Source organism: Janthinobacterium sp. 13 (assembly GCF_002749695.1).
In the GTDB taxonomy this organism is placed as follows: Bacteria; Pseudomonadota; Gammaproteobacteria; order Burkholderiales; family Burkholderiaceae_D; genus Janthinobacterium; species Janthinobacterium kumbetense.
On sequence record NZ_PEEQ01000001.1, the window covers coordinates 1,300,362 to 1,325,213 of the forward strand.

Annotated in this window: 27 protein-coding genes; 15 read left to right on the forward strand and 12 right to left on the reverse strand. The window is 62.7% G+C overall.

The window, feature by feature from the left end:
• The first annotated feature begins 227 nt into the window (after nt 1-227).
• Nucleotides 228-635 (forward strand): hypothetical protein, encoded by a 408-nt coding sequence (locus tag CLU94_RS05605; protein WP_099664916.1) that lies wholly within the window; start codon nt 228-230, stop codon nt 633-635.
• Between the two features lie 4 nt (nt 636-639).
• Here the strand turns inward: CLU94_RS05605 and msbA are convergent, their stop codons facing one another.
• A complete protein-coding gene (msbA, locus tag CLU94_RS05610; protein ID WP_099664917.1) occupies nt 640-2,475 on the reverse strand; it encodes a lipid A export permease/ATP-binding protein MsbA in 1,836 nt (611 codons plus the stop codon).
• 226 nt (nt 2,476-2,701) lie between these two features.
• Here msbA and CLU94_RS05615 point away from each other — a divergent pair, with 226 nt between their 5' ends.
• Complete coding sequence (locus CLU94_RS05615; RefSeq protein WP_099664918.1) at nt 2,702-3,064, forward strand: hypothetical protein; 363 nt, start codon at nt 2,702-2,704, stop codon at nt 3,062-3,064.
• 71 nt (nt 3,065-3,135) lie between these two features.
• Here CLU94_RS05615 and CLU94_RS05620 read toward each other — a convergent pair whose 3' ends face one another.
• Together CLU94_RS05620 and CLU94_RS05625 are read right to left on the reverse strand one after the other, a co-directional pair.
• A complete protein-coding gene (locus CLU94_RS05620; RefSeq protein WP_099664919.1) occupies nt 3,136-3,519 on the reverse strand; it encodes a hypothetical protein in 384 nt (127 codons plus the stop codon).
• A gap of 44 nt (nt 3,520-3,563) precedes the next feature.
• Nucleotides 3,564-4,526 carry a Dyp-type peroxidase gene (locus CLU94_RS05625; protein ID WP_099664920.1) on the reverse strand — a complete coding sequence of 321 codons (963 nt, stop codon included), beginning with the start codon at nt 4,524-4,526 and terminating at the stop codon, nt 3,564-3,566.
• A gap of 158 nt (nt 4,527-4,684) precedes the next feature.
• Between CLU94_RS05625 and CLU94_RS05630 the strand changes: the two genes are divergently transcribed.
• Complete coding sequence (locus tag CLU94_RS05630; RefSeq protein WP_099664921.1) at nt 4,685-6,106, forward strand: aminotransferase-like domain-containing protein; 1,422 nt, start codon at nt 4,685-4,687, stop codon at nt 6,104-6,106.
• A gap of 130 nt (nt 6,107-6,236) precedes the next feature.
• Here the strand turns inward: CLU94_RS05630 and moaA are convergent, their stop codons facing one another.
• Complete coding sequence (gene moaA, locus CLU94_RS05635) at nt 6,237-7,319, reverse strand: GTP 3',8-cyclase MoaA (RefSeq protein ID WP_099664922.1); 1,083 nt, start codon at nt 7,317-7,319, stop codon at nt 6,237-6,239.
• 113 nt (nt 7,320-7,432) lie between these two features.
• A complete protein-coding gene (locus CLU94_RS05640; RefSeq protein ID WP_099664923.1) occupies nt 7,433-7,717 on the reverse strand; it encodes a helix-turn-helix domain-containing protein in 285 nt (94 codons plus the stop codon).
• A gap of 166 nt (nt 7,718-7,883) precedes the next feature.
• Between CLU94_RS05640 and CLU94_RS05645 the strand changes: the two genes are divergently transcribed.
• The 7 genes from CLU94_RS05645 (at nt 7,884) to CLU94_RS05675 (ending at nt 17,084) form a co-directional block, all read left to right on the forward strand.
• Nucleotides 7,884-10,196: an FdhF/YdeP family oxidoreductase gene (locus CLU94_RS05645; protein WP_099664924.1), complete on the forward strand. Its 2,313-nt coding sequence runs from the start codon at nt 7,884-7,886 to the stop codon at nt 10,194-10,196.
• A gap of 13 nt (nt 10,197-10,209) precedes the next feature.
• Nucleotides 10,210-11,589 carry a cytochrome ubiquinol oxidase subunit I gene (locus CLU94_RS05650; RefSeq protein ID WP_099664925.1) on the forward strand — a complete coding sequence of 460 codons (1,380 nt, stop codon included), beginning with the start codon at nt 10,210-10,212 and terminating at the stop codon, nt 11,587-11,589.
• Between the two features lie 30 nt (nt 11,590-11,619).
• Nucleotides 11,620-12,600 carry a cytochrome d ubiquinol oxidase subunit II gene (locus CLU94_RS05655; RefSeq protein ID WP_099664926.1) on the forward strand — a complete coding sequence of 327 codons (981 nt, stop codon included), beginning with the start codon at nt 11,620-11,622 and terminating at the stop codon, nt 12,598-12,600.
• Between the two features lie 27 nt (nt 12,601-12,627).
• The gene (locus CLU94_RS05660) at nt 12,628-13,548 is read left to right on the forward strand and encodes a bestrophin family protein (protein WP_099664927.1); all 921 of its coding nucleotides are present in this window, start codon (nt 12,628-12,630) and stop codon (nt 13,546-13,548) included.
• A 15-nt stretch (nt 13,549-13,563) separates the two neighbouring features.
• Nucleotides 13,564-14,409: a formate dehydrogenase accessory sulfurtransferase FdhD gene (gene fdhD / locus CLU94_RS05665; RefSeq protein WP_099664928.1), complete on the forward strand. Its 846-nt coding sequence runs from the start codon at nt 13,564-13,566 to the stop codon at nt 14,407-14,409.
• Nucleotides 14,410-14,563: 154 nt separating this feature from the next.
• Nucleotides 14,564-16,057, forward strand: coding sequence for a metal-dependent hydrolase family protein (locus CLU94_RS05670; protein ID WP_257218688.1), 1,494 nt, complete (start codon nt 14,564-14,566; stop codon nt 16,055-16,057).
• A gap of 46 nt (nt 16,058-16,103) precedes the next feature.
• On the forward strand, nt 16,104-17,084 hold the full coding sequence (locus CLU94_RS05675; protein WP_099664929.1) for a ribonuclease Z: 981 nt from the start codon (nt 16,104-16,106) through the stop codon (nt 17,082-17,084).
• On the opposite strand, the gene CLU94_RS05680 is transcribed toward CLU94_RS05675, so the two are convergent.
• Complete coding sequence (locus CLU94_RS05680; RefSeq protein WP_099664930.1) at nt 17,071-17,727, reverse strand: tetratricopeptide repeat protein; 657 nt, start codon at nt 17,725-17,727, stop codon at nt 17,071-17,073. The genes CLU94_RS05675 and CLU94_RS05680 overlap by 14 nt on opposite strands.
• Nucleotides 17,728-17,892: 165 nt before the next feature.
• Here CLU94_RS05680 and CLU94_RS05685 point away from each other — a divergent pair, with 165 nt between their 5' ends.
• Nucleotides 17,893-18,552, forward strand: coding sequence for an XAC2610-related protein (locus CLU94_RS05685; protein WP_143451352.1), 660 nt, complete (start codon nt 17,893-17,895; stop codon nt 18,550-18,552).
• Nucleotides 18,553-18,603: 51 nt separating this feature from the next.
• Nucleotides 18,604-19,074 carry a GNAT family N-acetyltransferase gene (locus tag CLU94_RS05690; protein ID WP_099664932.1) on the forward strand — a complete coding sequence of 157 codons (471 nt, stop codon included), beginning with the start codon at nt 18,604-18,606 and terminating at the stop codon, nt 19,072-19,074.
• Between the two features lie 3 nt (nt 19,075-19,077).
• Here CLU94_RS05690 and CLU94_RS05695 read toward each other — a convergent pair whose 3' ends face one another.
• Nucleotides 19,078-19,695, reverse strand: a complete 618-nt coding sequence (locus CLU94_RS05695) for a TetR/AcrR family transcriptional regulator (protein ID WP_099664933.1) — start codon at nt 19,693-19,695, stop codon at nt 19,078-19,080.
• 247 nt (nt 19,696-19,942) lie between these two features.
• Between CLU94_RS05695 and CLU94_RS05700 the strand changes: the two genes are divergently transcribed.
• Entirely contained in the window at nt 19,943-21,088 is a 1,146-nt protein-coding gene (locus CLU94_RS05700; protein ID WP_218965343.1) for an MFS transporter, read from the forward strand.
• Between the two features lie 3 nt (nt 21,089-21,091).
• On the opposite strand, the gene CLU94_RS05705 is transcribed toward CLU94_RS05700, so the two are convergent.
• The 5 genes from CLU94_RS05705 to CLU94_RS05725 all read right to left on the reverse strand — a co-directional run bounded on the left by CLU94_RS05705 (nt 21,092) and on the right by CLU94_RS05725 (nt 23,481).
• Nucleotides 21,092-21,586, reverse strand: a complete 495-nt coding sequence (locus CLU94_RS05705) for a prolyl-tRNA synthetase associated domain-containing protein (RefSeq protein WP_099664935.1) — start codon at nt 21,584-21,586, stop codon at nt 21,092-21,094.
• 64 nt (nt 21,587-21,650) lie between these two features.
• Entirely contained in the window at nt 21,651-21,851 is a 201-nt protein-coding gene (locus tag CLU94_RS05710) for a DUF3079 domain-containing protein (RefSeq protein WP_070255230.1), read from the reverse strand.
• A 137-nt stretch (nt 21,852-21,988) separates the two neighbouring features.
• Entirely contained in the window at nt 21,989-22,447 is a 459-nt protein-coding gene (locus tag CLU94_RS05715; RefSeq protein WP_099664936.1) for a hypothetical protein, read from the reverse strand.
• A gap of 28 nt (nt 22,448-22,475) precedes the next feature.
• Nucleotides 22,476-22,883: a GNAT family N-acetyltransferase gene (locus CLU94_RS05720; protein WP_099664937.1), complete on the reverse strand. Its 408-nt coding sequence runs from the start codon at nt 22,881-22,883 to the stop codon at nt 22,476-22,478.
• A gap of 136 nt (nt 22,884-23,019) precedes the next feature.
• A complete protein-coding gene (locus tag CLU94_RS05725; RefSeq protein ID WP_099664938.1) occupies nt 23,020-23,481 on the reverse strand; it encodes a GNAT family N-acetyltransferase in 462 nt (153 codons plus the stop codon).
• 199 nt (nt 23,482-23,680) lie between these two features.
• Here CLU94_RS05725 and CLU94_RS05730 point away from each other — a divergent pair, with 199 nt between their 5' ends.
• The gene (locus CLU94_RS05730; protein WP_099664939.1) at nt 23,681-24,076 is read left to right on the forward strand and encodes a hypothetical protein; all 396 of its coding nucleotides are present in this window, start codon (nt 23,681-23,683) and stop codon (nt 24,074-24,076) included.
• Between the two features lie 368 nt (nt 24,077-24,444).
• On the forward strand, nt 24,445-24,849 hold the full coding sequence (locus CLU94_RS27925) for a hypothetical protein (protein ID WP_143451353.1): 405 nt from the start codon (nt 24,445-24,447) through the stop codon (nt 24,847-24,849).
• Nucleotides 24,850-24,852 lie beyond the last annotated feature (3 nt).

Here is a 24,852-nt window from a genome sequence, read left to right on the forward strand (position 1 = left end):
ATTTTCATCCAAATACATGGTCCGGTCTTCCTCCTGTAGCGTTGACGTCGGCGTTTGCCTTGCGGGCTGTGCCTGTGCCGCCAGCGGCGAGGCCAGGACCATGCCCAGCAACGCGGCCAGGGCCACGCGTGTCTTCTGTCGTGTGTGCATTGTGTTCCGTTGCAATGTTATCGTGCGGCGGCCATCATAATGGAAAGCAACGTTTTTCCCCGTCACGAAAGAAATCCATGCACTTGCCCTCCGCCCCCAGCGACACACAGATACTGGACATCATCGACGCCTGGATCGCCGACCTGGCGCGCGGCGATTACGCGTGCGCCCATGCGCGCACGGCGCACGACGCGTATTACGGCTGGACGCCGGCGCTGCTGCGCGCCGTGATCGAAGGGTATGGTTCGCCGGAGCCGTATGCGGATGGCAGCGTGTATCGCGTCACGCCGGCGGCGCAAGCCAGCGGCGCGCCGCACGAACGCTGCGTCGAGCGCCCGGCAAGCGAGGATGGCGGCGTGGCGATCGCCGAAGCGCGCCACGCGCTGCCACTGAACGGCGCCTGGTCGGACCTGACCGCCACGTTCCGCGTGGAGGGCACGGCGCTGGGCGCCACGCTGGTATTACAGGAAATTCACGTGTTCTAAGGTTCTAGGCCGCACCATCCTTGACGGGCGACAACTGGCTCGCATGCAGGCGCGCATACGCGCCGCCCTGCTGCAGCAAGGTGGCGTGGCTGCCCGATTCCACCAGGCGCCCGCCCTGCATGACGACGATGCGGTCGGCGCTTTCGATGGTCGACAGGCGGTGGGCGATGACGATGGTGGTCCGGTTGCGCATCAGCACTTCCAGCGCCGCCTGCACGGAACGCTCCGACTCCGTGTCCAGCGCGCTGGTCGCTTCGTCCAGCAAGAGAATCGGCGCGTCCTTGTACAGGGCGCGCGCGATGGCCAGGCGCTGGCGTTGCCCGCCCGACAGGCGCGAACCGTTCTGCCCCGCCTGCGTTTCGTAGCCTTGCGGCAACTGCATGATGAAGTCGTGCGCGTAGGCGGCGCGCGCCGACGCTTCGATGCGGGCCTGGTCCGGGGCCGGGTCGCCATACGCGATATTCGCCGCCATCGTGTCGTTGAACAAAATCACATCCTGGCTGACGAGGGCGAACTGGCGCCGCAGGGCCAGCAAGGCGTAATCGCGCAGGTCCACGCCATCGAGCAGGATCTGGCCGCCGCTGACGTCGTAAAAGCGCGGCAGCAAGCCCAGCAAGGTCGTCTTGCCGCCGCCGGAGCCGCCCACCAGGGCCACCGTTTCGCCGGCGCGGATGTCGAGCGTGATATCGCTCAAGGCCGTGGGCGCATCGGGATCGTCGCTGTTGTAGCGGAAGTGGACGTTCTGCAGGGACAAATTGCCTTGCACCGTGACCGGCGCGATGGTGCCCGGGTCCGGTTCCAGCGGCGTGTCGATCAAGCCGAAGACGGACTCGGCCGCCGCCAAGCCCCGCTGCAGCGGCTCATTGATCTTGGTCAAATTCTTGATCGGCGACTGCATCGCCATCAGCGCGCCCATGAAGGCGACGAAGGCGCCCGGCGTGATGGCGCCGCTTTGCGCGCGCAACATGGCGAAATAGATCACGGACGACAGGGTGATGCCGACGAGCATCATGATGAAGCCGGAATTCATGGCCGAGGTAGCGGCATGCTTGACGGCCAGCTGGCGGTTGCGCTTGACGACGTTGACGAAGCGCGCCTGTTCATAATCCTGGCCGCCAAAGATTTTCACCACGCGCTGGCCGCCGATGCTTTCGTCCAGCACGGACGTCAGCTCACCCACGGCTTGCTGCGAACTCTTGCTCAGGTGGCGCATGCGGCGGCCCGCCAGGGTCACGACGATGGCCACGATGGGCATCGACGCCATGCAGAACAGGGCCAGTTTCACGTCGATGCTGAACAATAAAATCAGGTAGCCGACGGTGGCGACGGAATCGCGCACCATCACGTTGAGCACGTTCAAGCCCGCCTGCGACACTTGGCTGGCGTCGAAGGCCACGCGCGACTGCGTCAGGCTGGTGGTGGTGGTGTCGAAAAAGCGGCTGGGCAGGCGCATGATGGTGGCGAACATCTTTTCGCGCAAATCCGCCTGCACCCGGCTCGATAGCCATACGGAACCGTAATCGCCGGCAAAGCTCGACACCATGCGCAGCACGGCCAGGCCCAGGATGGTGGCGGGAATCACCCACAAGTCCACCTGCCCCGCCTGTGCCGGCAAGAAACGGTCGACCCAGCCCTGCAGCATGCCCATCACGCCGGACGCGGGCGCGGCCTGCGTGCTGGCCGTCGCGCGCATGGCGTCGACGACGTTTTGCAATTGCCGTATTAACAACACATCGGTGGCGGACGCCACGCCCACGGCCAGCAAGGTGGCGGCAACGATGGCGCCATAGCGGCGAAACTGGCCGGCCAGGCGGAAGAACAGGAGGCGACTTTGCTGCATGCAGATGGGAAAAAGAAGGTAAAACGTGATTCTAACCGTTGCGGGTGGCTTTCCCCCAAGAAAGTAGAGCAGCATGGCTTGCGCGCCTGGCCATGGTGACAATTGGAGATGGTGATGGTGAAAATACGACCTACACTTGCTGAGCTAGCTTAACGATGCCGAGACATCGGGACTGGCCCTACACGCCGCGGGCCTGGCGGCGCACCCCATCCTTCCTGGAGATACCATGAGCGTTCCCATCTACAAAGTAAAGGCCGTGCACCTCGCCATCGACAAGAGCCTTCCCCCGCATTTGCATGTGAGCGCGATCGGCGAAGTCAGCTCCGGCGGCTGGCAGGCGGTCCCCCTCGCACCGCGCGTCTACCTCAAGCCGCCGCAGGACGGCATCCAGGACCTGGACTTCGAGGCGACGCCGCCCAGGGGCAGCGAGCCCGTGATCCAGGTCATCCTGCCCATCGTGGCGGGCGCCGTCCTTGCCCTGCCGGACTGGCTCAAGGGCGTGCGCGTCCATGCCAGAACCAATGCGGTGGTCACCTTGCTCACCGACGAGGCATGCTTGCACCAGGTGGCAGCCATCAACCACGACTAGGCGCCCACGCGCACGCTGCGGGCAGTCATCGCGACGCCGCCCTTCCGGCAAGGCAGGGCGGCCGCCGGTGCTTATTGTTTTTTCACTTTCCAGGCGGCCGTGCCGGCCTTGCAGACCGTCAGCTTGAGGGTCTGTTCCTGGCCCTTGGCGTTCAAGCCCACCTGTACCTTGCGGCAGGTTTGCTCATCCGTCTTTTGCGTGTCGCTGGCCGTGATGTCGGCGGCGATGCGCACGGAATTGCGCAAGCCTTCATTGCTCCATTGCACGGTTTCGCCATCTTTCTTGTCATTGAGCACGTCGGTGACGGCCTTGACGAAGACGGGCTTGTCGTTCTTGTTCAGGTAAGCCATCGGCGTATCGGCCAGGAAACCCAGGCCGACGGCGGAAGCGGAAGCGCTGAAGACGACGCTGCCGAAGATCAGGGCGGACAGCAGTGTGGCGGGACGTATACGCATGGAAAACTCCTTTAAAGTAAAAATAGGGACCGCCGGGGCGGCCCTCAGCCGGGGTCCGCCGGCGAAATGCCCGCGGCCAGCAAGGCATCGATGCTGGGCACGAAATAGATCGCCGACGACAGCGCCGTGGAAAAATCCAGCAGCCGGTCCGTCTTGGTGACGCCATCATAGCCTACGCCGTACATTTGCCGCAGCATGCCCATGGTCACGGTGATGTCCTTGCAAAAACCGACGAACATGACGCCCGCCTCGGTGGCATTGGCGTAATTGGCGTTGCGGCGCACGATATCGACTTCCTCGCCATCGCGGATGAATTGGTTGCGGCCCACGTGGGAATCGACGGGCAGTGGCGACAATTCATGGCTGCCGGCCTTGGTGCGGCCCCACACCTGCTCCGCCGCGTGCACGGGCAAGGCGCGCAGGCGCTCCACGTCCATGCGCCATTTCTGCAGCAGCACGGTGGAGCCGCCCGCGCCCGCTTCGCCGTCCGGGATGATGGCCACGCCGTTGGCGCGGAACGGATTCGGGTTGGCGACGCCGTCGGCAAAGCCGTCAAACGTCACATTGTTGTGATACGGAAAACACACCTGTTCGCTGGCCAGCTCGGCAAAAGGACTGAGCAAGGTGAGCGTCGTGCGCATGCTGTCGTACAGGGTGGCCGCGTTCGACTGCGTGATCCAGACCCAGAAATCGTGCTGGGTGGCCGGCGCCGTCTTGCCGTTGGCGCCCACCAGGTCGTGCGCGAACGATGCCATATTGTCCGGCACGCAGCCTGGGCACGCGGCGCGCCACAGTTCGGGCTTGAATCCCAGCACCACATTGGCCGTGCCGCCCGTCAACTGATGGTGGCGGTTCAGGGTGGGGTCCAGGATGCCCGTGACTTCGGATTCCCACAGCTTGCCCAGCCGCTGGAACAGCTGCCGCATGTCGACGCCGGCCTTCACCTTGAACTGCAAATGCACTTCGTCGCGCGCGACGACAGACAGCATGCTTTGTGGAATTGCCATGACAGTTGTTCCTCTTTTTCGTTTCTATGTGGATCTTAAACCAGAAGTGCCGGATGGCAGTTTCATTTTGGCAACATGCGATAACTGTAACTATAGGTAGTCATGAATTGGACGATAATGCAATGACGTAGAGCAAGAATAAGAATGGATACCATTGCATGAAATTGTATGAAAAGCTCGTCAGCGACATCGAGCAACTGGTGGCCAAGGGCGTGCTCTTGCCCGGCGAACGCATTCCCTCCGTGCGCCAGACCAGCCAGCAGCACAAGCTGAGCATCACCACGGTGCTGCGCGCCTACGTCAAGCTGGAGGGCATGGGCGTGATCGAAAGCCGGCCCCAGTCCGGCTACTTCGTGCGCCAGCGGGCCGGCGACGCCGCCACGCCGTCCATCTGCATGCAGGCGTCGCACCCCAGCCCCGTGCCGGCGGAAGTGCACGTGAGCCGGCTGGTGCTGTCCACCCTGCGCTCGATCGGCTTGCACGACGCCATCCCGCTGGGCTCGCCCTACCCCGACCCGTCGCTGTTTCCCTGGGAACGCATCAACCAGTATGCGGGCGCGGTGGCGCGCCGCAACCGCGCGTGGAACGTGACGGACGACCTGCCGCCGGGCAACCCGCAGCTGATCCGCGAAATCGCCCGCCGCTACATGGAAAACGGCCTGGCCGTCGATCCCGACGAAATCATCGTCACCGTGGGCGCCACGGAAGCCATCAACCTGTGCCTGCAAGCCGTGGCCAAGCCCGGCGACACCATCGCCGTCGAGTCGCCCACCTTCTACGCCATGCTGATGGCCGTCGAACGGCTGGGCATGAAGGTGGTGGAAGTATCCACCGACCCGTATGAAGGCATCAGCATCGAGGCGCTGGCCGACATCATGGCCCGGCAGCCGATCGCCGCCGTCATGGTGATGCCGAACTTCCAGAATCCGCTGGGATTCCAGATGTCCGACCAGCGCAAGCGGGCCCTGGTCCAGCTGCTGGAGCAGCACGACGTGCCCGCCATCGAAAACGGCGTCTACAACGAGCTGTATTACGGCGACGCCCACCCAACCTCGCTCAAGTCCTACGACCGCAAGGGCCTGGTGCTGCATTGCTCCTCGTTTTCCAAGAGCCTCAGTTCCGCGCAGCGCGTGGGCTGGGCCCTGGCCGGACGCTACCGGGGCAAGGTGGAGGAACTCAAATTCCTCAACACCCTGGCCACGTCCTCGTTTCCCCAGCTGGCCATCGCCGAATACCTGCAAAACGATGGCTACGAACAGCATCTGCGCCGCACCCGCAAGGCGTATGCCCAGCAGGCGCGCATCATGGCGGCAGCCGTGCAGCGTTTCTTTCCTGCTGGCACGAAAATCTCGCACCCGCAGGGCGGCTACGTGCTGTGGGTGGAATTGCCCGGCGACATAGATTCCATGCAGCTGTACCGGCGCGCGCTGGAATGCAAGATCACGGTGGGTCCGGGACGCATGTTTTCCGTCAGCCAGGCTTACAAGCATTGCATCCGCCTCAACTACAGCTATCCGTGGAGCGTGGGCGTCGAGCAAGCCATCATCCTGCTGGGTAAGCTCATCACCGAATTCCTCTAATAACACCTATCAAAACCTACTGCGCGTCGTAATTTGCGGCCTGCGATGCTCACTGTACCTTCGTACAGTTGCGCTTCTTAGCCACAACTTACTTCCGCTCGCTACGGTTTTGCTAGGCGTTGTAAACCAGTTATCCGCCCACCAGCGACATGCGCACGGTGGGATACTGCTTGCGCCCGCCAAGCTGGGCCAGTGCGCCGCGCACTTCCGAATAGCGGTCGCCGCGGCGCTGCCAGTGCTGGCGCAACAGGTTTTCCAGACCTTGCGCGGAATCAAGCCGGGGCCGCAGGTCGAGGCCGTCCTGGGCGAACAAGCACGTAAACAGCTTGCCGTCCGACGACACGCGCACGCGGCTGCAGTCGCCGCAGAACGGCTGCGACACGCTGGAAATGAAGCCCACTTCGCCGCCGCCATCCAGATAACGGTAGCGGCTGGCCGTCTCGTGCGAGACAGGCTTGCCTTCGCCCAGCGACACGAGGGGGAACTCGGCGGCGATCAGCGCGCGCGCCGCCTCGGACGTGACGACATGCGTGCGCGACCAGGCGCCGATGCCGCCCACGTCCATGAATTCGATCAGGCGCAGCACCACGCCCGTGTGGCGGAAATGGCGCGCCAGCGGCACGATCTGGCTGTCGTTGACGCCTTTCTGCACCACCATGTTGACCTTCACGGGAGTCAAGCCCACGGCTTGCGCTACCTCAATGCCGTGCAGCACTTTTTCGACGGGAAAATCGACGCCATTCATGCGCTGGAAAATGCCGTTATCGAGGCTGTCGAGACTGACGGTGACCCGCTCCAGGCCCGCATCCTTGAGCGAGCGCGCCTTGGCCGCCAGCAAGCTGCCATTCGTCGTCAGCGCGATGCTCACGGCGCGCCCGTCCGGCGTGGTCAGTTTCGCCAGCGCCTCGATCAGCTGTTCCAGGTTCTTGCGCAGCAGCGGCTCGCCGCCCGTGATGCGGATTTTATCGACGCCGAGGCGCACGAAGGCGCGCGCCATCGTCTCGATCTGCGCGAAGGACAGGCGCTCGCTCGATGGAAGAAACGGGTAGTCGCTGGGGTACAGCTCGGCCGGCATGCAATAGGTGCAGCGGAAGTTGCACTGGTCGATGACGGAAATGCGCAAATCCGTCAGGGGGCGGCCCAGCATGTCCACGCAGGGTTCGATATGGCTTGGCTGCCGGAGCGCCGGCTGCGGATACAGGATGGTGTTCATGGTGCTTCCCCTCGATAGGCATTCGTCTGGAAGTAGCATAGGACGAATGGGGGCAGGCAAAGAGGTACAGTCCGGCGCCGGCCGATAGAGTACAGACGCGCGGGACTGTACTCCTACTGCGATGGCGGTACGGCAAACACCGTGGCGCACAGTTCCGCGCCCGCCGCGCTGAGCAGCGCGCTGCCGCCGCCGCTCTCCGCCGTCGTCACGTTCACCAGTCCCGCGCTGGACAGCGCATTGAGCTGGCGCAACAAAGTGCTCATCTGTACCCCCGCCCGCTTGGCCAGCTTGGCCAGCGACCACGGTTTCTCCGGCGCCTCCTGCCGCGCCTCCCACAGCAGCGCCAGCAGCGCTATCAGGGCCGCGTCGATGCCGTCTTCCTTGTCTTCCTTGTGCATGTTTTTTCTCCTTGTCCACATCATAGATCACGGCCTGCGCCGGCGCGACCGGCATCGTCACCTTGCCATCTGTACTCTGTTTTTTTGTCCGGAACTGTGCGCCTACGGGGCAAGCCGCCGCCCCTACCATGTGATTGTCCCATCGCATATCACCAGGAGAGTCATCATGAGCAAGCCAAAGTCCGACGCGCGCATCGCGCCCTACACCCATGCCGCGGCCGGTTGGGGTGCCCTCAAGTACGTGGCCATCAACCTGTTCAAGGAGAAAGTCAGCGCGGGCAATTACCGTTCGCTGTTCGAACAAAACCAGCCCGACGGCTTCGACTGTCCCGGCTGCGCCTGGCCCGACCGCGAACATGCGTCGACGTTCGAATTCTGCGAAAACGGCGTCAAGGCCGTGGCCGCCGAATCGACGAGCAAGCGCGTGCGCCCCGAGTTTTTCGAGGAGCACACGGTCACCGCATTGATGGAGCAGTCGGACTATGATCTGGAACAACATGGCCGCCTGACGGACCCCATGGTGTACGACGCGGCCAGCGACAAATACCAGGCCATTTCCTGGGACGACGCCTTCGCCCTCGTGGCGCACCACCTGCACGCGCTGGACGACCCGAACCAGGCCGCCTTCTACACGTCGGGCCGCGCCAGCAACGAAGCGGCCTTCCTGTATCAACTGTTCGTGCGCGCCTACGGCACGAATAACTTCCCCGACTGTTCCAACCTGTGCCACGAGGCGACGAGCCGCGGCTTGCCGGAAACGGTGGGCATCGGCAAGGGCACGGTGCTGCTGGACGACTTCGAGCATGCGGACACCCTGCTGCTGTTCGGCCAGAATCCCGCCACCAACCACCCGCGCATGCTGGGCGAATTGCGCGAAGCGTCGCGCCGCGGCGCCACCATCGTTTCCATCAACCCGCTGCACGAACGGGGCCTGGAGCGCTTCACCAGCCCCCAGCATCCGCTGGAAATGCTGACGGGCGGCAGCACGAACATCTGTTCGCTGTTCATCTGCCCCACGCTGGGCGGCGACTTCGCGCTGATCAAGGCCATGGCCAAGCGCGTCGTCGAACTCGATGACGACGCCGTCGCCCATGGACAGGAGCGCGTGCTCGACTGCGATTTCATCGCCGAACACACGAGCGGCTTCGACGCCTTCGCCGCCGACCTGCGCGCGGAAAGCTGGGACTTGCTGCTGGCCGAATCGGGCGTCGCGCGCGACAAGATCGAAGAATTGACGCAGATCTATGTGAAGGGCAAGGCCGTCATTTCGACCTGGGGCATGGGCGTGACGCAGCACAAGAATTCGCTGGCCACCGTGCAAATCCTGTCGAACTTGATGATGATGCGCGGCAATATCGGCAAGCGGGGCGCGGGCCTGTGCCCCGTGCGCGGCCATTCGAACGTGCAGGGCGACCGCACCATGGGCATAGAAGAACAGCCGACCAAGGAATTCCTCGACCGCCTGGGCCTCGTCTTCAACTTCGAGCCGCCGCGCCACCACGGCTATGACGCCGTCGGCACCATCGAAGCCATGCTGGAGAAGAAGGTGAAAGTGTTCGTCGCCCTGGGCGGCAATTTCTCCATGGCCACGCCGGACACGCCGCGCACCTGGGACGCGCTGCGTTCGTGCGACCTGACCGTGCACATCGCCACCAAGCTCAACCGCAGCCACCTCGTGCACGGCAAGGATGCGCTGATCCTGCCCACCCTGGGACGCACGGAAATCGACGTGCAGTCGGGCGTGGCGCAAGGCGTGACGGTGGAAGACTCGATGAGCATGGTGCATATCTCGTTCGGCATGAACCAGCCCGCCTCGCCCAATCTGCGTTCGGAAATCGCCATCGTGGCCGGCATGGCGCAAGCGACCCTGGGCAGCGAAAAGATCGACTGGCTGCGCTATTCCGGCAACTATGCCTTGCTGCGCGATTCCATCGAGCAAGTGTTCGACGACTTTTTCGACTACAACTTGCGCGTGGCCAAGCCGGGTGGTTTCCATCTGGAAATCGCCTCGCGCGAACGGGTATGGAAGACGGAAAGCGGCAAGGCGCAATTCCTCGTCAACGCCGTGGAACTGGACACGCCGATCCACCGTGCGCGCCAGCAATATGGCGAGCGCCTGATGGTGCTGATGACGACGCGTTCGCACGACCAGTACAACACGACCATCTACGCCATGGACGACCGCTACCGTGGCGTCTTCGGCCAGCGCCGCGTCGTCTTCATCAACAAGGACGACCTGGCCATGCTGGGCTTTGCGGCCGGCGACTGGGTCGACCTGATCGGCGTGTGGCACGACGGCATCGAACGCCGCGCCGACCGCTTCCTGCTGGTCGAGTACGACATTCCCCGCGGCTGCATCGGCGCCTACTACCCGGAAACCAATCCGCTGGTGCCGCTCGACAGCGTCGGCTACGGCTCGCGCACACCGACCTTCAAATCCATCCCCGTGCTGCTGTCGCCTTCGGCCGCAGTCAGCTGAACAGGAGAACGCCATGTTCGGTTTCGATACCCTGGACCTGTCGCGCGCGCAATTTGCGATGACGGCCATCTTCCACATCCTGTGGCCCATATTGACGATCAGCCTGTCGCTGTTCCTGTTTGTTGTCGAGGCGCTGTGGCTGCGCACCAGCGACCCCGTCTACTACCGCCACGCGCGCTTCTGGAGCAAGCTGCTGGTACTGAACTTTGCCGTCGGCGTCGTCAGCGGGATTCCCCTGGAATTCCAGTTCGGCACCAACTGGGCGCCGTTTTCGCACCATTCCGGCCAGTTCATCGGCAACATCCTCGGCTTCGAGGGCGCCATGGCCTTCATGCTGGAAGCGGGCTTCATCGGCATCATGATGTTCGGCTGGGGCCGCGTACCGAAGGGCGTGCACCTGTTTGCCACCGGCATGGTGGCGCTCGGGTCCAGCATCTCCTCGTTCTGGATCATGGTCGCCAATTCCTGGATGCAGACGCCGGCCGGCGTGCGCGTGGCGGACGGCAAGATCATCGTCACCGATTACGTGGCCGCCATCTTCAATCCCGACATGGCCTGGGCCGTGGGCCACATGTGGGTGGCGGCCGTGGAAACGGGCTTGTTCGTCATCGCCGGCATTTCCGCCTGGTATATGTTCAAGCGCCGCGAACCGGCCTTCTTCGCCCGCTCGTTCAAGCTGGCGCTGATGTTGCTGCTGATCATCGCGCCGTTGCAGGTGTGGCTCGGCGATTCCAGCGGCGTCGACGTCTTCAAGACCCAGCCCGCCAAGGGCGCGGCCATCGAAGGCCACTGGCACACGAACCCCGATGGCGAGGGCGCGGCCTGGTCCTTGCTGGCCTGGCCCAACCAGGCGGAGCAAAAGAATGACTGGTCCGTCGAAGTGCCCGGCATGCTCAGCGTGATCGCCACGCATAGCGCCACGGGCAAGATCACGGGCCTGGCCGACATCGCCCGCGCAGACCAGCCGCCCATGCTGCCGCTGCTGTACTACGCGTTCCGCGCCATGGCCGGCATCGGCATGTGGTTCGTGCTGCTGTCGTTCTGGACCTTCGTGGCCTGGCGCAAGGTGGGTGGACGGGTGCAGGAGTTCGTGCGCAACCGCAAGCTGCTGCTGGCCTGGGTGCTGACGATTCCGCTGCCCTACATCGCCGTCGAGTGCGGCTGGATCGTACGCGAAGTGGGACGCCAGCCGTGGGTCGTGTACGGCTTGCTGCGCACGCGCGACGCCGTCTCCGACGTGGCGGCCCACGCCGTGGCCGGCAGCATGCTGATGTTTGCCGTGTTTTACGTCGTGCTGTTCCTCACCTTCTTTGTGTTCGCCAAGAAATGGCTGCAACAAGGCCCGGACGTGGCGCTGCCGCTGCCGGACGCCGCCCATGCCGTGGGGTATTGAAATGCGCCGCCATCTGACTAGGAGTATGTAATGGATATGAATTCGCATGCCATGCTGGGCAATGCCTGGTTCGGCTTGATCGGCCTGATGCTGATCTTCTACGTCGTCACGGACGGCTTCGACCTGGGCGTGGGCATCCTCAGCCTGTTCACCCGCCGCGAGCAGGAACGCAACCTGATCTTCCAATCGATCGCCCACGTGTGGGACGCCAACGAAACCTGGCTGGTGGTGGTGGGCGGCGCCCTGTTCGGCGCCTTTCCCAGCGCCTACGCCACCTTGCTGGAACAGCTGTACATTCCCATCATGCTGCTGATCGCCAGCCTGATCATGCGCGGCGCCTCGATCGAGTTCCGCCATGCTGCCGGCAACAAGCGCCTGTGGGACGTGGTCTTCGGCGTGGGCAGCCTGCTGGCCGCCGTGGCGCAAGGCGTGGTGCTGGGCGAGGTCATCACGGGCTTGCAGCCGGGCTGGCTGAGCGGCATCTTCACGGCCTGCACGGCGCTGGGCGTGGTAGCCGGCTATTGCCTGCTGGGCAGCACGTATCTGATCAAGAAGACGGGCGGCCTGCTGGAAGCGGCGGCGCGCCGCTACGCGACCACCAGCGTGCTGGCGACGGTCGCGGCCGCCATCGTGCTGTCGGCCGGCACCATGGTCTTCAGCGCCATCGGCCACGACCGCTGGGCGCAGCCGGGCGTGTTCGGCGTGCTGCTGGCCCTGGCCGCCATCGCCGCCAGCGCCTTCATCTACATCCTGTGGGCCGTGCACGTGAACGGCGTGCGCGGCCCGTTCCGCGGCGCCATCGTGCTGTTCCTGGCGTCGTTCGCGGGCCTGGCCATCAGCTTCTTCCCGGATCTGGTGCCGGGCAAGCTCAGCATCGCGGCGGCCGCGTCCGATGAACCGACCCTGATCTTCATGCTGATCGGCATGGGCACGATGCTGCCGATCATGATCGGCTACAACCTGTTCCAATATTACGTCTTCGAGGGCAAAGTCGTGCCCCGGAAACATTGATTCACATCACAGCATGCGTATTCCATCATGATCATTCGCCCCACCACCAACTGGTTCCGCATGCTGTTTGTCTGGGATGGCTCGGTGCTGCAAGCCATCATCCCGCAATTGCTGCTGATGCTGGTCGTCAGCTCGCTGGCCTTGCTGACGGATGGCCGTATCTTCGGCGTCAAGATTCCGCTCGATACGGCGCCGTTTCCCATGGTCGGCATCAGCCTGGCGATCTTTCTCGGCTTTCGCAATAACGCCAGCTATGCGCGCTTCGTCGAGGCGCGGCATATCTGGGGGCAATTGCTGATCGCCGCGCGGGCCCTCGCTTCGCAGGCGCTCACGTATCTGCCGCAGGAAACGAGGGGCCTGGACCACCAGTTGCTGCTGCGCCGCCTGGTCGCCTTCGTCTACGCGCTCAAGCACCAGTTGCGCCAGACGGACCCGCAGGAAGACCTGGCGCGCTACCTGCCGGCCGAAGACGTGCAGCGCTTGCAGGGCGTCAACTTCAAGCCCGTCGCCATCCTGCATGCTGTGCGCGCCATGCTGCACGACGCCGTGCAGCGCCAGGGGGGCCAGACGCAGCTGCTGTGGATGCTCGACACCCAGCTCAACGACCTGGCCGCCACCGTTGCCGGCTGCGAGCGCATCAAGAACACGCCGATCCCGTATCCGTACGGCGTGCTGGTGCACCGCACCGTCTACATGTACTGCTTCCTGTTGCCGCTGGGCCTGGTGGACGCCATCGGCGTGGCCACGCCCCTCATTTCCGTCTTCGTCGCCTACACCCTGTTTGCGCTGGAAGCCATCGCGCAACAGATCGCCGAACCGTTCGGCCTGGCGCCCAACTGCCTGGCCCTGAACGCCATGACGCGGGAAACGGAACGCTCGCTGCTGGAATTGCATGGCGACCCGCTGCCGCCGTCGATACGGCCCTGCCCGCGCTATCAGATCGATTAACCGGAGGAAATAATCATGGAATGCGATATCGACATCACCACCATCGAACGCGACGGCTACCTGGACGTTCCCATGGTGCGCCACCAGGGGGGCGTGGCCACGGCGGGCCGCGACATGGTGGCCGAGGAGTATCCCGTGGCCCTCGTCTACAACGGCATCGCCCACGCCGTGATGATGGCCACGCCGCGCGACCTCGAGGAATTCGCCGTCGGCTTTACCTTGACCGAAGGCATCGTCGGCAGCGTGCGCGACATCTACGACCTCGACGTGTGCTGCGGCGAGGATAGCGCCGAAGTGCGGCTGACCATCGCGCAGCCGGATTTGATCAAGCTCAAGGCCCGCCGCCGCGCGCTGACCGGGCGCACGGGCTGCGGCGTGTGCGGCATCGAAAGCCTGGCCCTGCTGGACCTGGTGCCGGAAAAGATCACGCGCCCCCTGCCGCCGCTGGTGGCCAGCAGCGCCATCCTCGGCCGCGCCGCGCGCGAACTGCTGCCCTACCAGGAGCTGATGCACAAGACGGGCGGCGTGCATGCGGCCGCCTGGTGCACGGCCGAGGGCGCCATCGTGAAAGTGTTCGAGGACGTGGGCCGGCATAACGGCCTCGACAAGCTGATCGGCTACCTGGCCCTGCACCGCATCGCCATGCACGACGGCTTCGTCTTCCTGTCCAGCCGCGCCAGCTATGAACTGGTGCGCAAGTCGGCGCGCATGCATATCGGGCTCGTCGCCACCATCTCGGCGCCCACCTCGCTGGCCATCCGCATCGCGCGCCAGGCCGGCATGCAGCTGGCCAGCTTTTGCCGCCGCGACGGCTTTGTCGATTACACGGCGGGCGAAGATAGCGGCCAGCATGCACCTTAGCATGTACCTTGAACGGCAAATGCTGCATTCTTTGCTGTAAAGCAAGTGCACGCTTGACTTGCCATCGCCGCGGGCTTTCAATGGTCATTGTTTCCATTAATTAACTTTGTCCGCGTGCCAGCACACGGCGCGGCAGCGATGAAAGGAAGACGCGATGGCCCTGGCACAGGAGCAGCATCTGATGGATACGTGGCAAACGGGCGGCTTGAAGCCGCGCGCCTGCGACTGCGGCGGCACCGTCTTCACCATCCTGCACCAGCGGGTGATGGCGGACATGCGGCGCCGGCAATTTCTCGGCGGCGCGGCCGCCATGCTGGCGCCCTTCATCGGATTGTCCACCAGCAACGCCATCGCCCAGCAGCCGCAAACGCCCCAGCGCCCCCTGCTGCTGACCAATCTGCGCCTGTTCGACGGCACGGGCAAGGCGCCCCGTTCCGGCATCCACGTGCTGGTGACGGGCCCGACCATTACCGCCCTGTTGCCGGCCGGCGAAAAGGTGGACGGCGCGCAAGTGATCGATTGCCAGGGCAAGCTGGTGATGCCGGGCCTGATCGACGCCCACTGGCACACCATGCTGGCCGCCATCAACCAGGTGACGGCCATGACGTCCGATATCGGCTATCTGTACCTGGTGGCGGCGCAGGAAGCGCAGCGCACCTTGCTGCGGGGCTTTACGTCCGTGCGCGATCCGGGCGGCCCCGCGTTTGCATTGCAGCGCGCCATCGATGAAGGCATCGTCGACGGCCCGCGCATCTTTCCGTCCGGCGCCATGATTTCGCAAACCTCGGGCCATGGCGACTTCCGTTTGCGCTCCGACATCCCCCGCGCGGCGAATGCGCCGCTGGGCATGGCGGAAACGGCGGGCATGGCCATGATCGCCGATGGCGAAGCGGAAGTGCTGCGCCGCGTGCGCGAGCAATTGATGCTGGGCGCGACGCAAATCAAGATGATGGCGGGCGGCGGCGTCGCCTCCATGTACGACCCGCTCGACAGCACGCAGTATTCGGAGCGCGAACTGCGCGCCGGCGTGGAAGCGGCCGCCGACTGGGGCACGTATGTGATGACCCACGTCTACACGCCGAAAGGCATACAGCGGGCCATCCGCGCAGGCGTGCGCAGCATCGAGCACGGCCAGCTGGCGGACGACGACTCCGCGCGCCTGATGCGCGACACGGGCACGTGGTGGAGCCTGCAACCGTTCCTGCAAGACGCGGATGCAAATGTGTATCCCGATGCGGCGCGCAAGGCCAGCCAGAGGATCGTATCAGAAGGCACGGTGAGGGCGTATGCGCTGGCGCAAAAGTACGGCATCAAGACGGGCTGGGGCACGGATATCCTGTTCAACGCAAAAAACACGCCCACGCAAGGCCGCCAGCTGGCCAAGCTCACGCGCTTTTACGATCCCTTGACCTTGCTGGCGCAGGCGACGGGACAGAATGGCGAACTGCTGGCCCTGTCCGGCCAGCGCTCGCCCTACCCTGGCACCTTGGGCAAGCTGGCCACGGGCGCGCTGGCCGACTTGCTGGTGGCCGATGGCGACCCTGCGAAAAACCTCGATTTCCTCGCCCAGCCGGAAGAAAACCTGCTGCTGATTATGAAGAACGGGCGCATCTACAAGGACAAATTGCGCGCGCCATTGGCAAGCTGAAGACTGGCGCGTTGGCAACGGCGTTGGCTTGCCGCATAATGCGCCCATGTTCAAACTGACTTTTCTCGGCACGTCTTCCGGCGTGCCCACGCGCTACCGCAACGTCACGTCGCTGGCCCTGCAAACGACGCACAACCGCGACTGGTGGATGATCGATTGCGGCGAAGCCACGCAGCACCGGCTGCAGCGCCTGCCCCTGTCCGTGCACGACCTGGTGGGCATCTGCATCACCCACGTGCACGGCGACCACAGCTATGGACTGCCGGGCTTGCTGGCCAGCGCTTCGATGACGGGGCGCAAGAAGCCCTTGCTGCTGATCGCCCCGGCCGCCATCAAGGCCTGGCTCGACGCCACCCTGCTGCACACGGAACTGTTCCTGACGTATCCGCTGATCCACATCGACGTGGACAGCGCGCCAGTGGTGTACGAGGAAGCGGGCTTGACCGTCTCGCGCCACGCGCTGTCGCACCGCGCACCGAGCGTCGGCTACCGTTTCGCGCTGGAAACGAGCAGGTGGAAGCTGGACAAGGCGGCCCTGCAGGCGGCCGGCGTGCCGCCCGGTCCCGCCTGGGGACTCTTGCAGGCTGGCCAGGATGCGCTGCTCGACGATGGCACGGTCTTGAGTGCCGCCGCTTTCCGCCAGACGGAAACGCAGCGCACCACGGTGGTGGTCGGCGGCGACAACGACACGCCAGCCTTGCTGGCCGACGCTTGCGCAGATGCGCAATTGCTCGTGCATGAAGCCACCTACACGGAAGCCATGCTGCAAAAGGTGGGGCCCGGCCCCACGCACAGTTCCGTGCAGCGCGTGGCGCAGTTCGCCGAAGCGGTCCGCTTGCCGAACCTGATCCTCACCCACTTCAGCGCCCGCTATCACCATGCGGAAGGCATGGCCGAACTGGAAGCGGAAGCGCGGCTGCATTACTCGGGTGAACTATTCCTCGCGCGCGATTTCGACAGCTATGAACTCGATGCGGCCGGCGTGCTGACCAGGCTGCCGGCAAAATCGTCGCTCAATGGGGATTGACGCCGTACTGCGCCGCATACTCCGCGGCCAGCGCGCGCGCCGCCTGCTGCTGTGACGGCGTGAGAATTTCCAGCAACTGGTCGCGGTTCTTGATCGATTGCGCGCTGCCCGCCTCGGCCGGCATGGCGATCCACGCATACGCCTGCACGTAATCGAGCTCCACGCCCTGCCCTTGCGCGTACAGCAAGCCGTACTCGTTCTGCGCCGACAGGGAGCCGGCTTCGGCCGCCTGCTTGTACCAGAACGCCGCCTCGGCATAGTCTTGCGGTACATCAATCCCCTTGCGGTAAGCCTGCGCCAGGTTGAATTGCGACTGGCCATCGCCCGCCTCGGCCGCCTGGCGGCCATACGCGAGCGATTGCGCCATGTCTTGCGCGACGCCATCGCCGCCCGCATACATCAGGGCAAGATTCGCCAGCGACGGCGGGAAACCCGCTTGCGCGGCTGCCGTGAACAATTCCACCGCTTTCGGCAAATCCTGCGTCACGCCATGGCCCTGGTAATACAGGCTGGCCAATAAATGCTGGCCGGCCGGATCGCCCGTGCGCGCCGCCGCATCGAATTGCTTGAAGGCCTCGGCATAATGACCGTCGTTATAAGCGAGGATGCCCGCTTCATTCAAAGATTCAGGAGAGGAGCTCATAAAGATTCCTTATTCGGGGATTTTTGGGCATTGTACACAGCACTGTTCCGCGCAGAATGCACGATAGGAAATCGTGTGGCGCATTGCCGGATTCATGCAGTATGATGATTCTCCGCCTGATGTAATCCGCGCATTGTGCATTCGTGCCAGCCCAACAATATCGCCATGAAACTGATCGCTCTGCTTTTATCCCTGATTTCCACCTCGGTTTATGCTGGCACCTTGCATCTGGATAAAGCCGCGACAGGCAAAGTGCGGCAAGCCGCCGATATCCGCTATGCGAATCACGATGAAAAACAGACGTATCGGCTGAAAATCGAAAAGCAGTGGATGCATGGCAGTTGCAGCAGCAGCGGCACGGGCAATTTGCACGCGCTGCTGCTGGACATGAATTTCGACGGCCATGCCGACCTGTGGATCACCGGATACACGGATAGCCAGGGACGCATCCGCTGTTCCGATGTATGGTTATGGGATGCGCCAGCGCAGCAATACCGTTTCAATCAACCCTTGTCAGCCATTCCGAATCTGAACATCAACATGGCCGAGCAAAGAATCGAAGGGGGCATTCCCAATTGCGGCTGCGCGGCGCAATGCTTTTATGAAGACAGCTATGCGTGGCGGGACAACACATTGATCGCCGTCGCCCGGCGCGCACAGGATTGCGAGCGTTACCGGGAATACCGCTTGAATGACAAAAACCATTTGATTATCGTCAAGGATGAAATCATCGATAGCGGCAATCCCGGCCAGCAGGCAATCGAGAATCGCAAAATCTTTGACTGGCAGCGCCATGCGCAAACCATGCGCAAACCTTGGGAATGAGGTTTATCCAGCCTCATTTTCGCCACAGACACGACACCAGCGAGTAATGACATGACGACACATCCAGCTTCCATTACCTTCCATCCCGCCAGGGCGGAAGACACCCCGGCCTTTATCGACTTGCGGGGCAGGACGCGGCAAAACGCCGTGCCCGCGGAACGCCTGGCGGAAGTGGGCATCACGGCCGACACCTGGGCGGAAATGATGCTTTCGGGCAGCCTGCCTGGCCACGTCTGCCATCATGACGGCCAGCTGGCCGGCTACTGCTTTGGCGAGCGCGACACGGGCGAAATCATCGTCCTGGCGCTGCTGCCGGAATTCGAAGGCCTCGGCATCGGCAAGACCCTGCTGGAACTGGTGATGACGGAACTGCGCGCGCACGGTCATCAACGGCTGTTCCTCGGCTGCTCCGATGACCCCGCTTCGCGTTCCTACGGCTTTTACCGCTACCTGGGCTGGACCTCGACGGGCGAGACGGACAAGTATGGAGACGACGTGCTGGAGTTTCGCTTTACGGCCTAGCGTCTAGCCTGGCACGCGGTTGGCATCCCACACGCGCAGAATCTGCGTAATGGCGCCGTCCAGCACGGCGTAGCCCACGCCATCGCGGGTCTGGATAGCCACGCCCGACAGAAAGCTATCGAAGACGGACGCCAGCGCCACGGCATCCATATCACCAGGCAATTCACCGCTGGCCATGCCCCGCTCGACGCAGCGTACGAAGCCGGCACGCGTGCGGGCGCGCGATTGCGTGAGGGGCGCGGCCACGGCCGCATGCTCGGCCGTCGGCGCGCTCATGCAGCCGAGCGCCACCATGCAGCCGGGCGGGTGGCCCGGCTCGGACTGCATGCTGGCCGACTGGCGCAAGGCCAGCTCGATGGCCGCGCGCGGCGCCAGGCCATCGTCCCACAGGCATTCCGTCACGCGCGCAAACGTGTCCAGATAGCATTGCGCCGCTTCGCGGAACAACGCTTCCTTCGAGCCGAACGCCGCATAAAAGCTGGGCGCGGAAATGCCGCCGCCCAGGCTCGCCTTGAGCTGACTCAAGGACGTCGATTCATATCCCTGCTGCCAGAATAAAAACATGGCCTGCTCGACCGCCGCTTGCCGGTCGAACGTGCGCGGCCGTCCCATTTGCGCCATCCATCGCTCCTTCTCATCTACCCATATGCCACTTACATACTACTCGATACAGAAGTCGTTGACAACGCGGCGCGCCATCGCCTATATTTATACCGATCGATACATATGTACCGCAACGACGGTCAGGGGCACTCCTGCGCCTGATCACTTGACAAGGATGTTTGCCGTGAATCACGCCACTATCACTACCGGAGCCAGCCCTGCGCTGGCCGACCGCCTCCCCGTCGCCGGCTTGCTGGCCCTGGCCATGACGGGTTTTATTTGCATCGTCACGGAAACCTTGCCCGCCGGCTTGTTGCAGCAGATCAGTACGGGACTCGGCATCAGCGCCGCGCTGGCCGGGCAAATGGTCACGGCCTATGCCCTCGGTTCCCTGCTGGCAGCCATTCCGCTCACCATCGCCACACGCGGCTGGCGCCGCCGCAACGTGCTGTTGCTGACCATCATCGGCTTTCTCGTGTTCAATACCGTCACGGCGCTGTCGTCCCACTACTGGCTGACCCTCGCGGCCCGCTTCTTTGCCGGCATGGCGGCCGGACTGGCGTGGAGCTTGCTGGCAGGCTACGCACGGCGCATGGTGGCGCCGCATCAGCAAGGCCGCGCCCTGGCGCTGGCCATGGTGGGCGCACCGGTCGCCCTGTCCCTGGGCGTGCCGCTGGGCACCTTGCTCGGTTCGCTCGTCGGCTGGCGCGCCGCGTTCTGGATCATTTCCGCGCTAACATTGATCCTGATCGCCTGGGTGCTGGCGAAGGTGCCGGACTACCCGGGCCAGTCCGTCCATGAACGCCTGCCCCTGCGCCGCGTCTTCACGACGCCGGGCGTGCGCCCCGTGCTGGCCGTCGTCATCGCCTGGATGCTGGCGCACAATATCCTCTACACCTACATCGCCCCGTTCGTGGCGCCGGCCGGATTGACGGAACGGGTGGACCTGGTCTTGCTCGTCTTCGGCGCCGCCGCCATGGCCGGCATCTGGATCACGGGCAAGCTGGTCGAGCGCCACCTGCGCGCCACCGTGCTGGCCAGCCTGGGCGCGTTCGCCGCCACGGCCCTCGTGCTGGGCATCGCGTCACAGTTTCCCATTGTCATTTACCTGGGCATGGCCGTCTGGGGCTTGTCTTTTGGCGGCGCGGCAACGCTGTTGCAGACGGCGCTGGCCGACACGGCCGGCAGCGGCGCCGACGTGGCCTTGTCGATGAATGTAGTGGCGTGGAATGGGGCCATCGCGGCAGCGGGCGTGGCAGGCGGCGCCTTGCTGGAAACCTGGGGCGCGGGCGCCTTCCCATGGGCCATGGTCAGCTTGCTGGTGCTGGCCTTTGCCATCGCCTGGTCTACCCGCGCGCATGGTTTCCGGCCGGGACGGCGCAGCGGCGGCGCGCCCGTGGCCGGGCATTGAGCATCAGGGAGCCGCGGGGACACTCATGATGAGGGGCACGTGTCCCGTATGCGCGAGGAAACGGACCAGGGTGGCATGCGACAGCGCCACCGTGGCCGTGTTGCGCAGCGGGTGGGCTTGCACAGAGTCCGCTTCCCACACGGCCTGGTCCAGCACCAGTTCCACCGCCTGCGCACTGTCATACAGCAAGGCAAACAGGCTGACGGAGCCAGGCGTGATGCCCAGGTGCTGCAGCAGGCGTTCGGGCGTAGCCATGCTCAGCTTACTGACTGGTAACAAGCGCCCCAGCGCCGCCAGGTCGATACGCTTGTCGAAAGGCACGATGACGAGGAAATGCCGGCGGCCCTTTGCATCGCGCACGAACAGATTCTTTACCATCAGGCCAGGCATGGCTGGCACGTGAATCAATGCTTCATCGATGGTGTGCACGGCCGGGTGCTCGACGAACTGGACATCGCCGGCGCTGCTTGCCAGCCAGCGGGACAGGGTTTCTTGCATGGAGGCTCCTCAGCGCGGACGCGATGAAGAGATTGTAGCGGCGCGCCGCGTGCTGCGCTTGCCGTCAAGGCGGGTTCTCGTCCTTGTCGGCCTTGTCGGCCGCCGCCAGCCCCCAGTCATTCCAGCCTTCGCCAAACAGCTCGATCGGATGCTGCGTGCGTTCGGAACCATTGCCGCAGCGCATGGCATCCGGCGGACAATACTTGTCGCAACCCCAGCAGATGCGTTCGGGGTTCTTCGGGTTTAAGGGAAAGGGCTTGGCCATGGGAGGCGATCGTGGTCCGTTGAGGGTTCCTTGTCGACTCTAGACCTGGCGCGGGGGGAGGTCAAACCAATTTCAGCTAGAAACTTGTCCAATATCAAGCTTGTGCAGATCGTGGAGCATCGGCATGGCGCCGCCCCCTACTCTTTATCTTTTCTGACGGATATGGCCACTTCCAGCACGATACGCGCCACATTGACGCCGCCGTCGGCGGCCGGCTGTGCCTTCAGTTCATCCAGCGCATAGACCATCGTCACCATGGCGCCAGGCACGAACAGGCTGATGTCTTGCTTGTGGTTTATGTAGATGCTTTCGTCCACTGTCGAGCCATCCGCCAGGCGCAAGGTGACGCTGTTGACCTGATCGCCACGGCGGCTGTCCTGGCCCGCGAAATACGTGCATTCGATGATGCCCGTCACGGTTTGCGTCGGGAGGCGCTTAGCCTCGATGCTTTCCCACCAGGCTACGGAAGCGAACAGGCCATGCCTGCCTTTCAGGCCCATGTGGGGCCTGGCACTGTCGAGGGTGAGGGCCTGGGTTTTGGTGACGCGGCCGGGATCTTTTGCCAGGGCTTCGGCGAGGGTATAGACGGGTTTCATCAGCTGCGGGAATTGTTAAAACGGTCGCTCAATGTTTGCGCCGGATGACGTAGGCATTGCCGGCAGGCTCGAAACCGAGCGTCGGATAGTAGGACATGGCGTCCGGGGCGGAGAGCAGTATCAAGGACACGTCGTCGCCGATGATGGCCTGAGTGCGCTTGACAAGTTCCTTGCCGATACCCAGGCCCTGGTACCGCTGGTCGACGGCCAGGTCCGACAGATAGCAGCAATACGCATAATCGGTCAGCGAGCGGGCCACCCCCACCAGCTCATTATCCACCCAAGCCGACAGCGAGAGGCAAGGTGCGGCGAACATGCGCGCGATTCTCGGGAGATTGTCGGTCGGACGCTTGATGCCGGATTGATCGAAGACACGGACGACATCGAGCGGATCGAGGGGGAAGTTATGGCGATATTCGACGGTGCTGTTTTTCATGGATTTAAAAGTGGAAAGTGATCGCGCATAGGAATAGCTCGTTTCTGCAAACTTTGCTCAGATTCGCATATGCATTGAATAGTATGCCAGTTGCGGGAGAGAAAGGCTGTTCCCGTCCCCACCGCGCATGTGACGCTCATTCCGATGCACGGAACTTCAAAAAGCGTTGGCCTTCATGCTCCACCTCGCGATCAAACAGGAAGCCGATTCTTGCCAGCCCCTTGACCCGAGTGCGGCTGGGTGGCAGCAGGATGCTGACCGGGCCAATGCCCAGTTCCAGCCGGCGGTGCATGAAATGGCGCGCCAACGCTGGCCCATGTCCCCAGAACCCGGGGAGCAATACCAGTGCCAGGTCTGCTTCGCCCCCTTCCTTCTGAAAACCGCCCCAGCCGGCAAACGCGCCATCCACCCGGATAGCCCACGGTCCATAGCCATTCGCTTGCCATTGCGCGTCCTTGCCTTTCGCCCATTCCGCAATAGCGCCATCCGTCCAACGTTCGGTGGCCAGTGGCATATGGCGGATGACATCCGGGTGATTCAACAGAAGGAGCCATTCTTCGTGGGGAATATCGGAAAGCGGGTGAAAAGTAAAAGCCATGTGCGTTCAGTCAGTTGAATGAGTAGCCGATGAACTTGTCATCGTGCCACGAAAAGTACGCACTCGCCAGTGGAGAACAAGAACGGTGGGGCCGGGATTGTTGACTGTAGAATGCAAAACCTTTCATATCTCTATCTGATATCGAACAGACTTGGCAAGGATTGTAAATATGTTGGCACCGTTACGTTTGAATAGACGCATGTACGCTTCCTTGGTCGTCGCCGTTTTTCTTGTTGCTGGCGTCTCATCGGCACTCGCGGCCACGCTTGACGAAGACCGGACACGCGGCGACATCCATGGCTTGTTTGAAATCAGGGAGGCCGCAGTACAGTTCATTGCAGCAGAGAACTCCAAAAATGGCACAAGTTGGCAAGTCCTGGAGCCGAACCGGAAGATTCTGGTGACAAAATGCGCGGCAGCTTTGCGTGTGAAATGGGTTCCGCAAAGCCACGGCCTGTCTGGATTCAATGTTGCCGTGAGTTGCGCCAAAACCGTCAATCCCGCGATACAGCATAAATGGGAAGTGTTTGTGCCGATCACCAAGGGCCAGTCGCGCATAAATGATCAACTCGGGGCATGCTCGAATGAATGCTAAGGGCAGGTACCTATCTGCCCCACGTGCTCAAGGACATTCGACCTGATCAGCATCACTCTGCCTGGCCGCTACCGCGTCCTCATTATCTGACGGAGATGCGGCATGTTCAATATGCGAAGTCTGCCGTTCGGATAGGGACTAAGGTTTTGGACAATGTCGAAGGTTGAACGGGCTACTTGAAAAAATTAGTGAGTCTTGCTACCTTGGTGACAGCTATAATTGAATAACATCCAATTAGAAACATAAAGCAGATTGGACAGTTTCAGCACTGATGTGTAGAGAGGAGGTCGGACTCCGCCTGTACGCTGTGCCTCAATTTTTCTCTTTCAGGCAGTTGGGCCAACATTTTCTTTAGTGAGTAACGCAACATGCGCATTTTTCTGACTAGCTTGGTGGTATTTTTAGTAAATTTTTTAATATTTTTTGTGATTGATGCATGGGCAAACGTAGAACTGGGATTTGGTGAAGCGGTGACAGATACGAATTCATTATTGCGTAACGGCATTGCTGCAATATCTGTTTTTTTCGGGATGTTGTCACAAGTTTTGACGATACAACTACATAATGAGAAAGGAGCTGAAGTAGATATTGTCTTACATCTTGGTAAGGTGTTCAAAAGCCGAGATTTTTGGCTTGCAGCAATTATTAGCCCTATGGTTGTTGCCGTTGCCTTACAGGCAACGGCACAACAATCTAGCCTACTGCTTGTTGGATTAATTGCGTTTCAGAACGGATTTTTCTTTCGATCAATTTTAAAGACCTCGAAGCACTGAAAT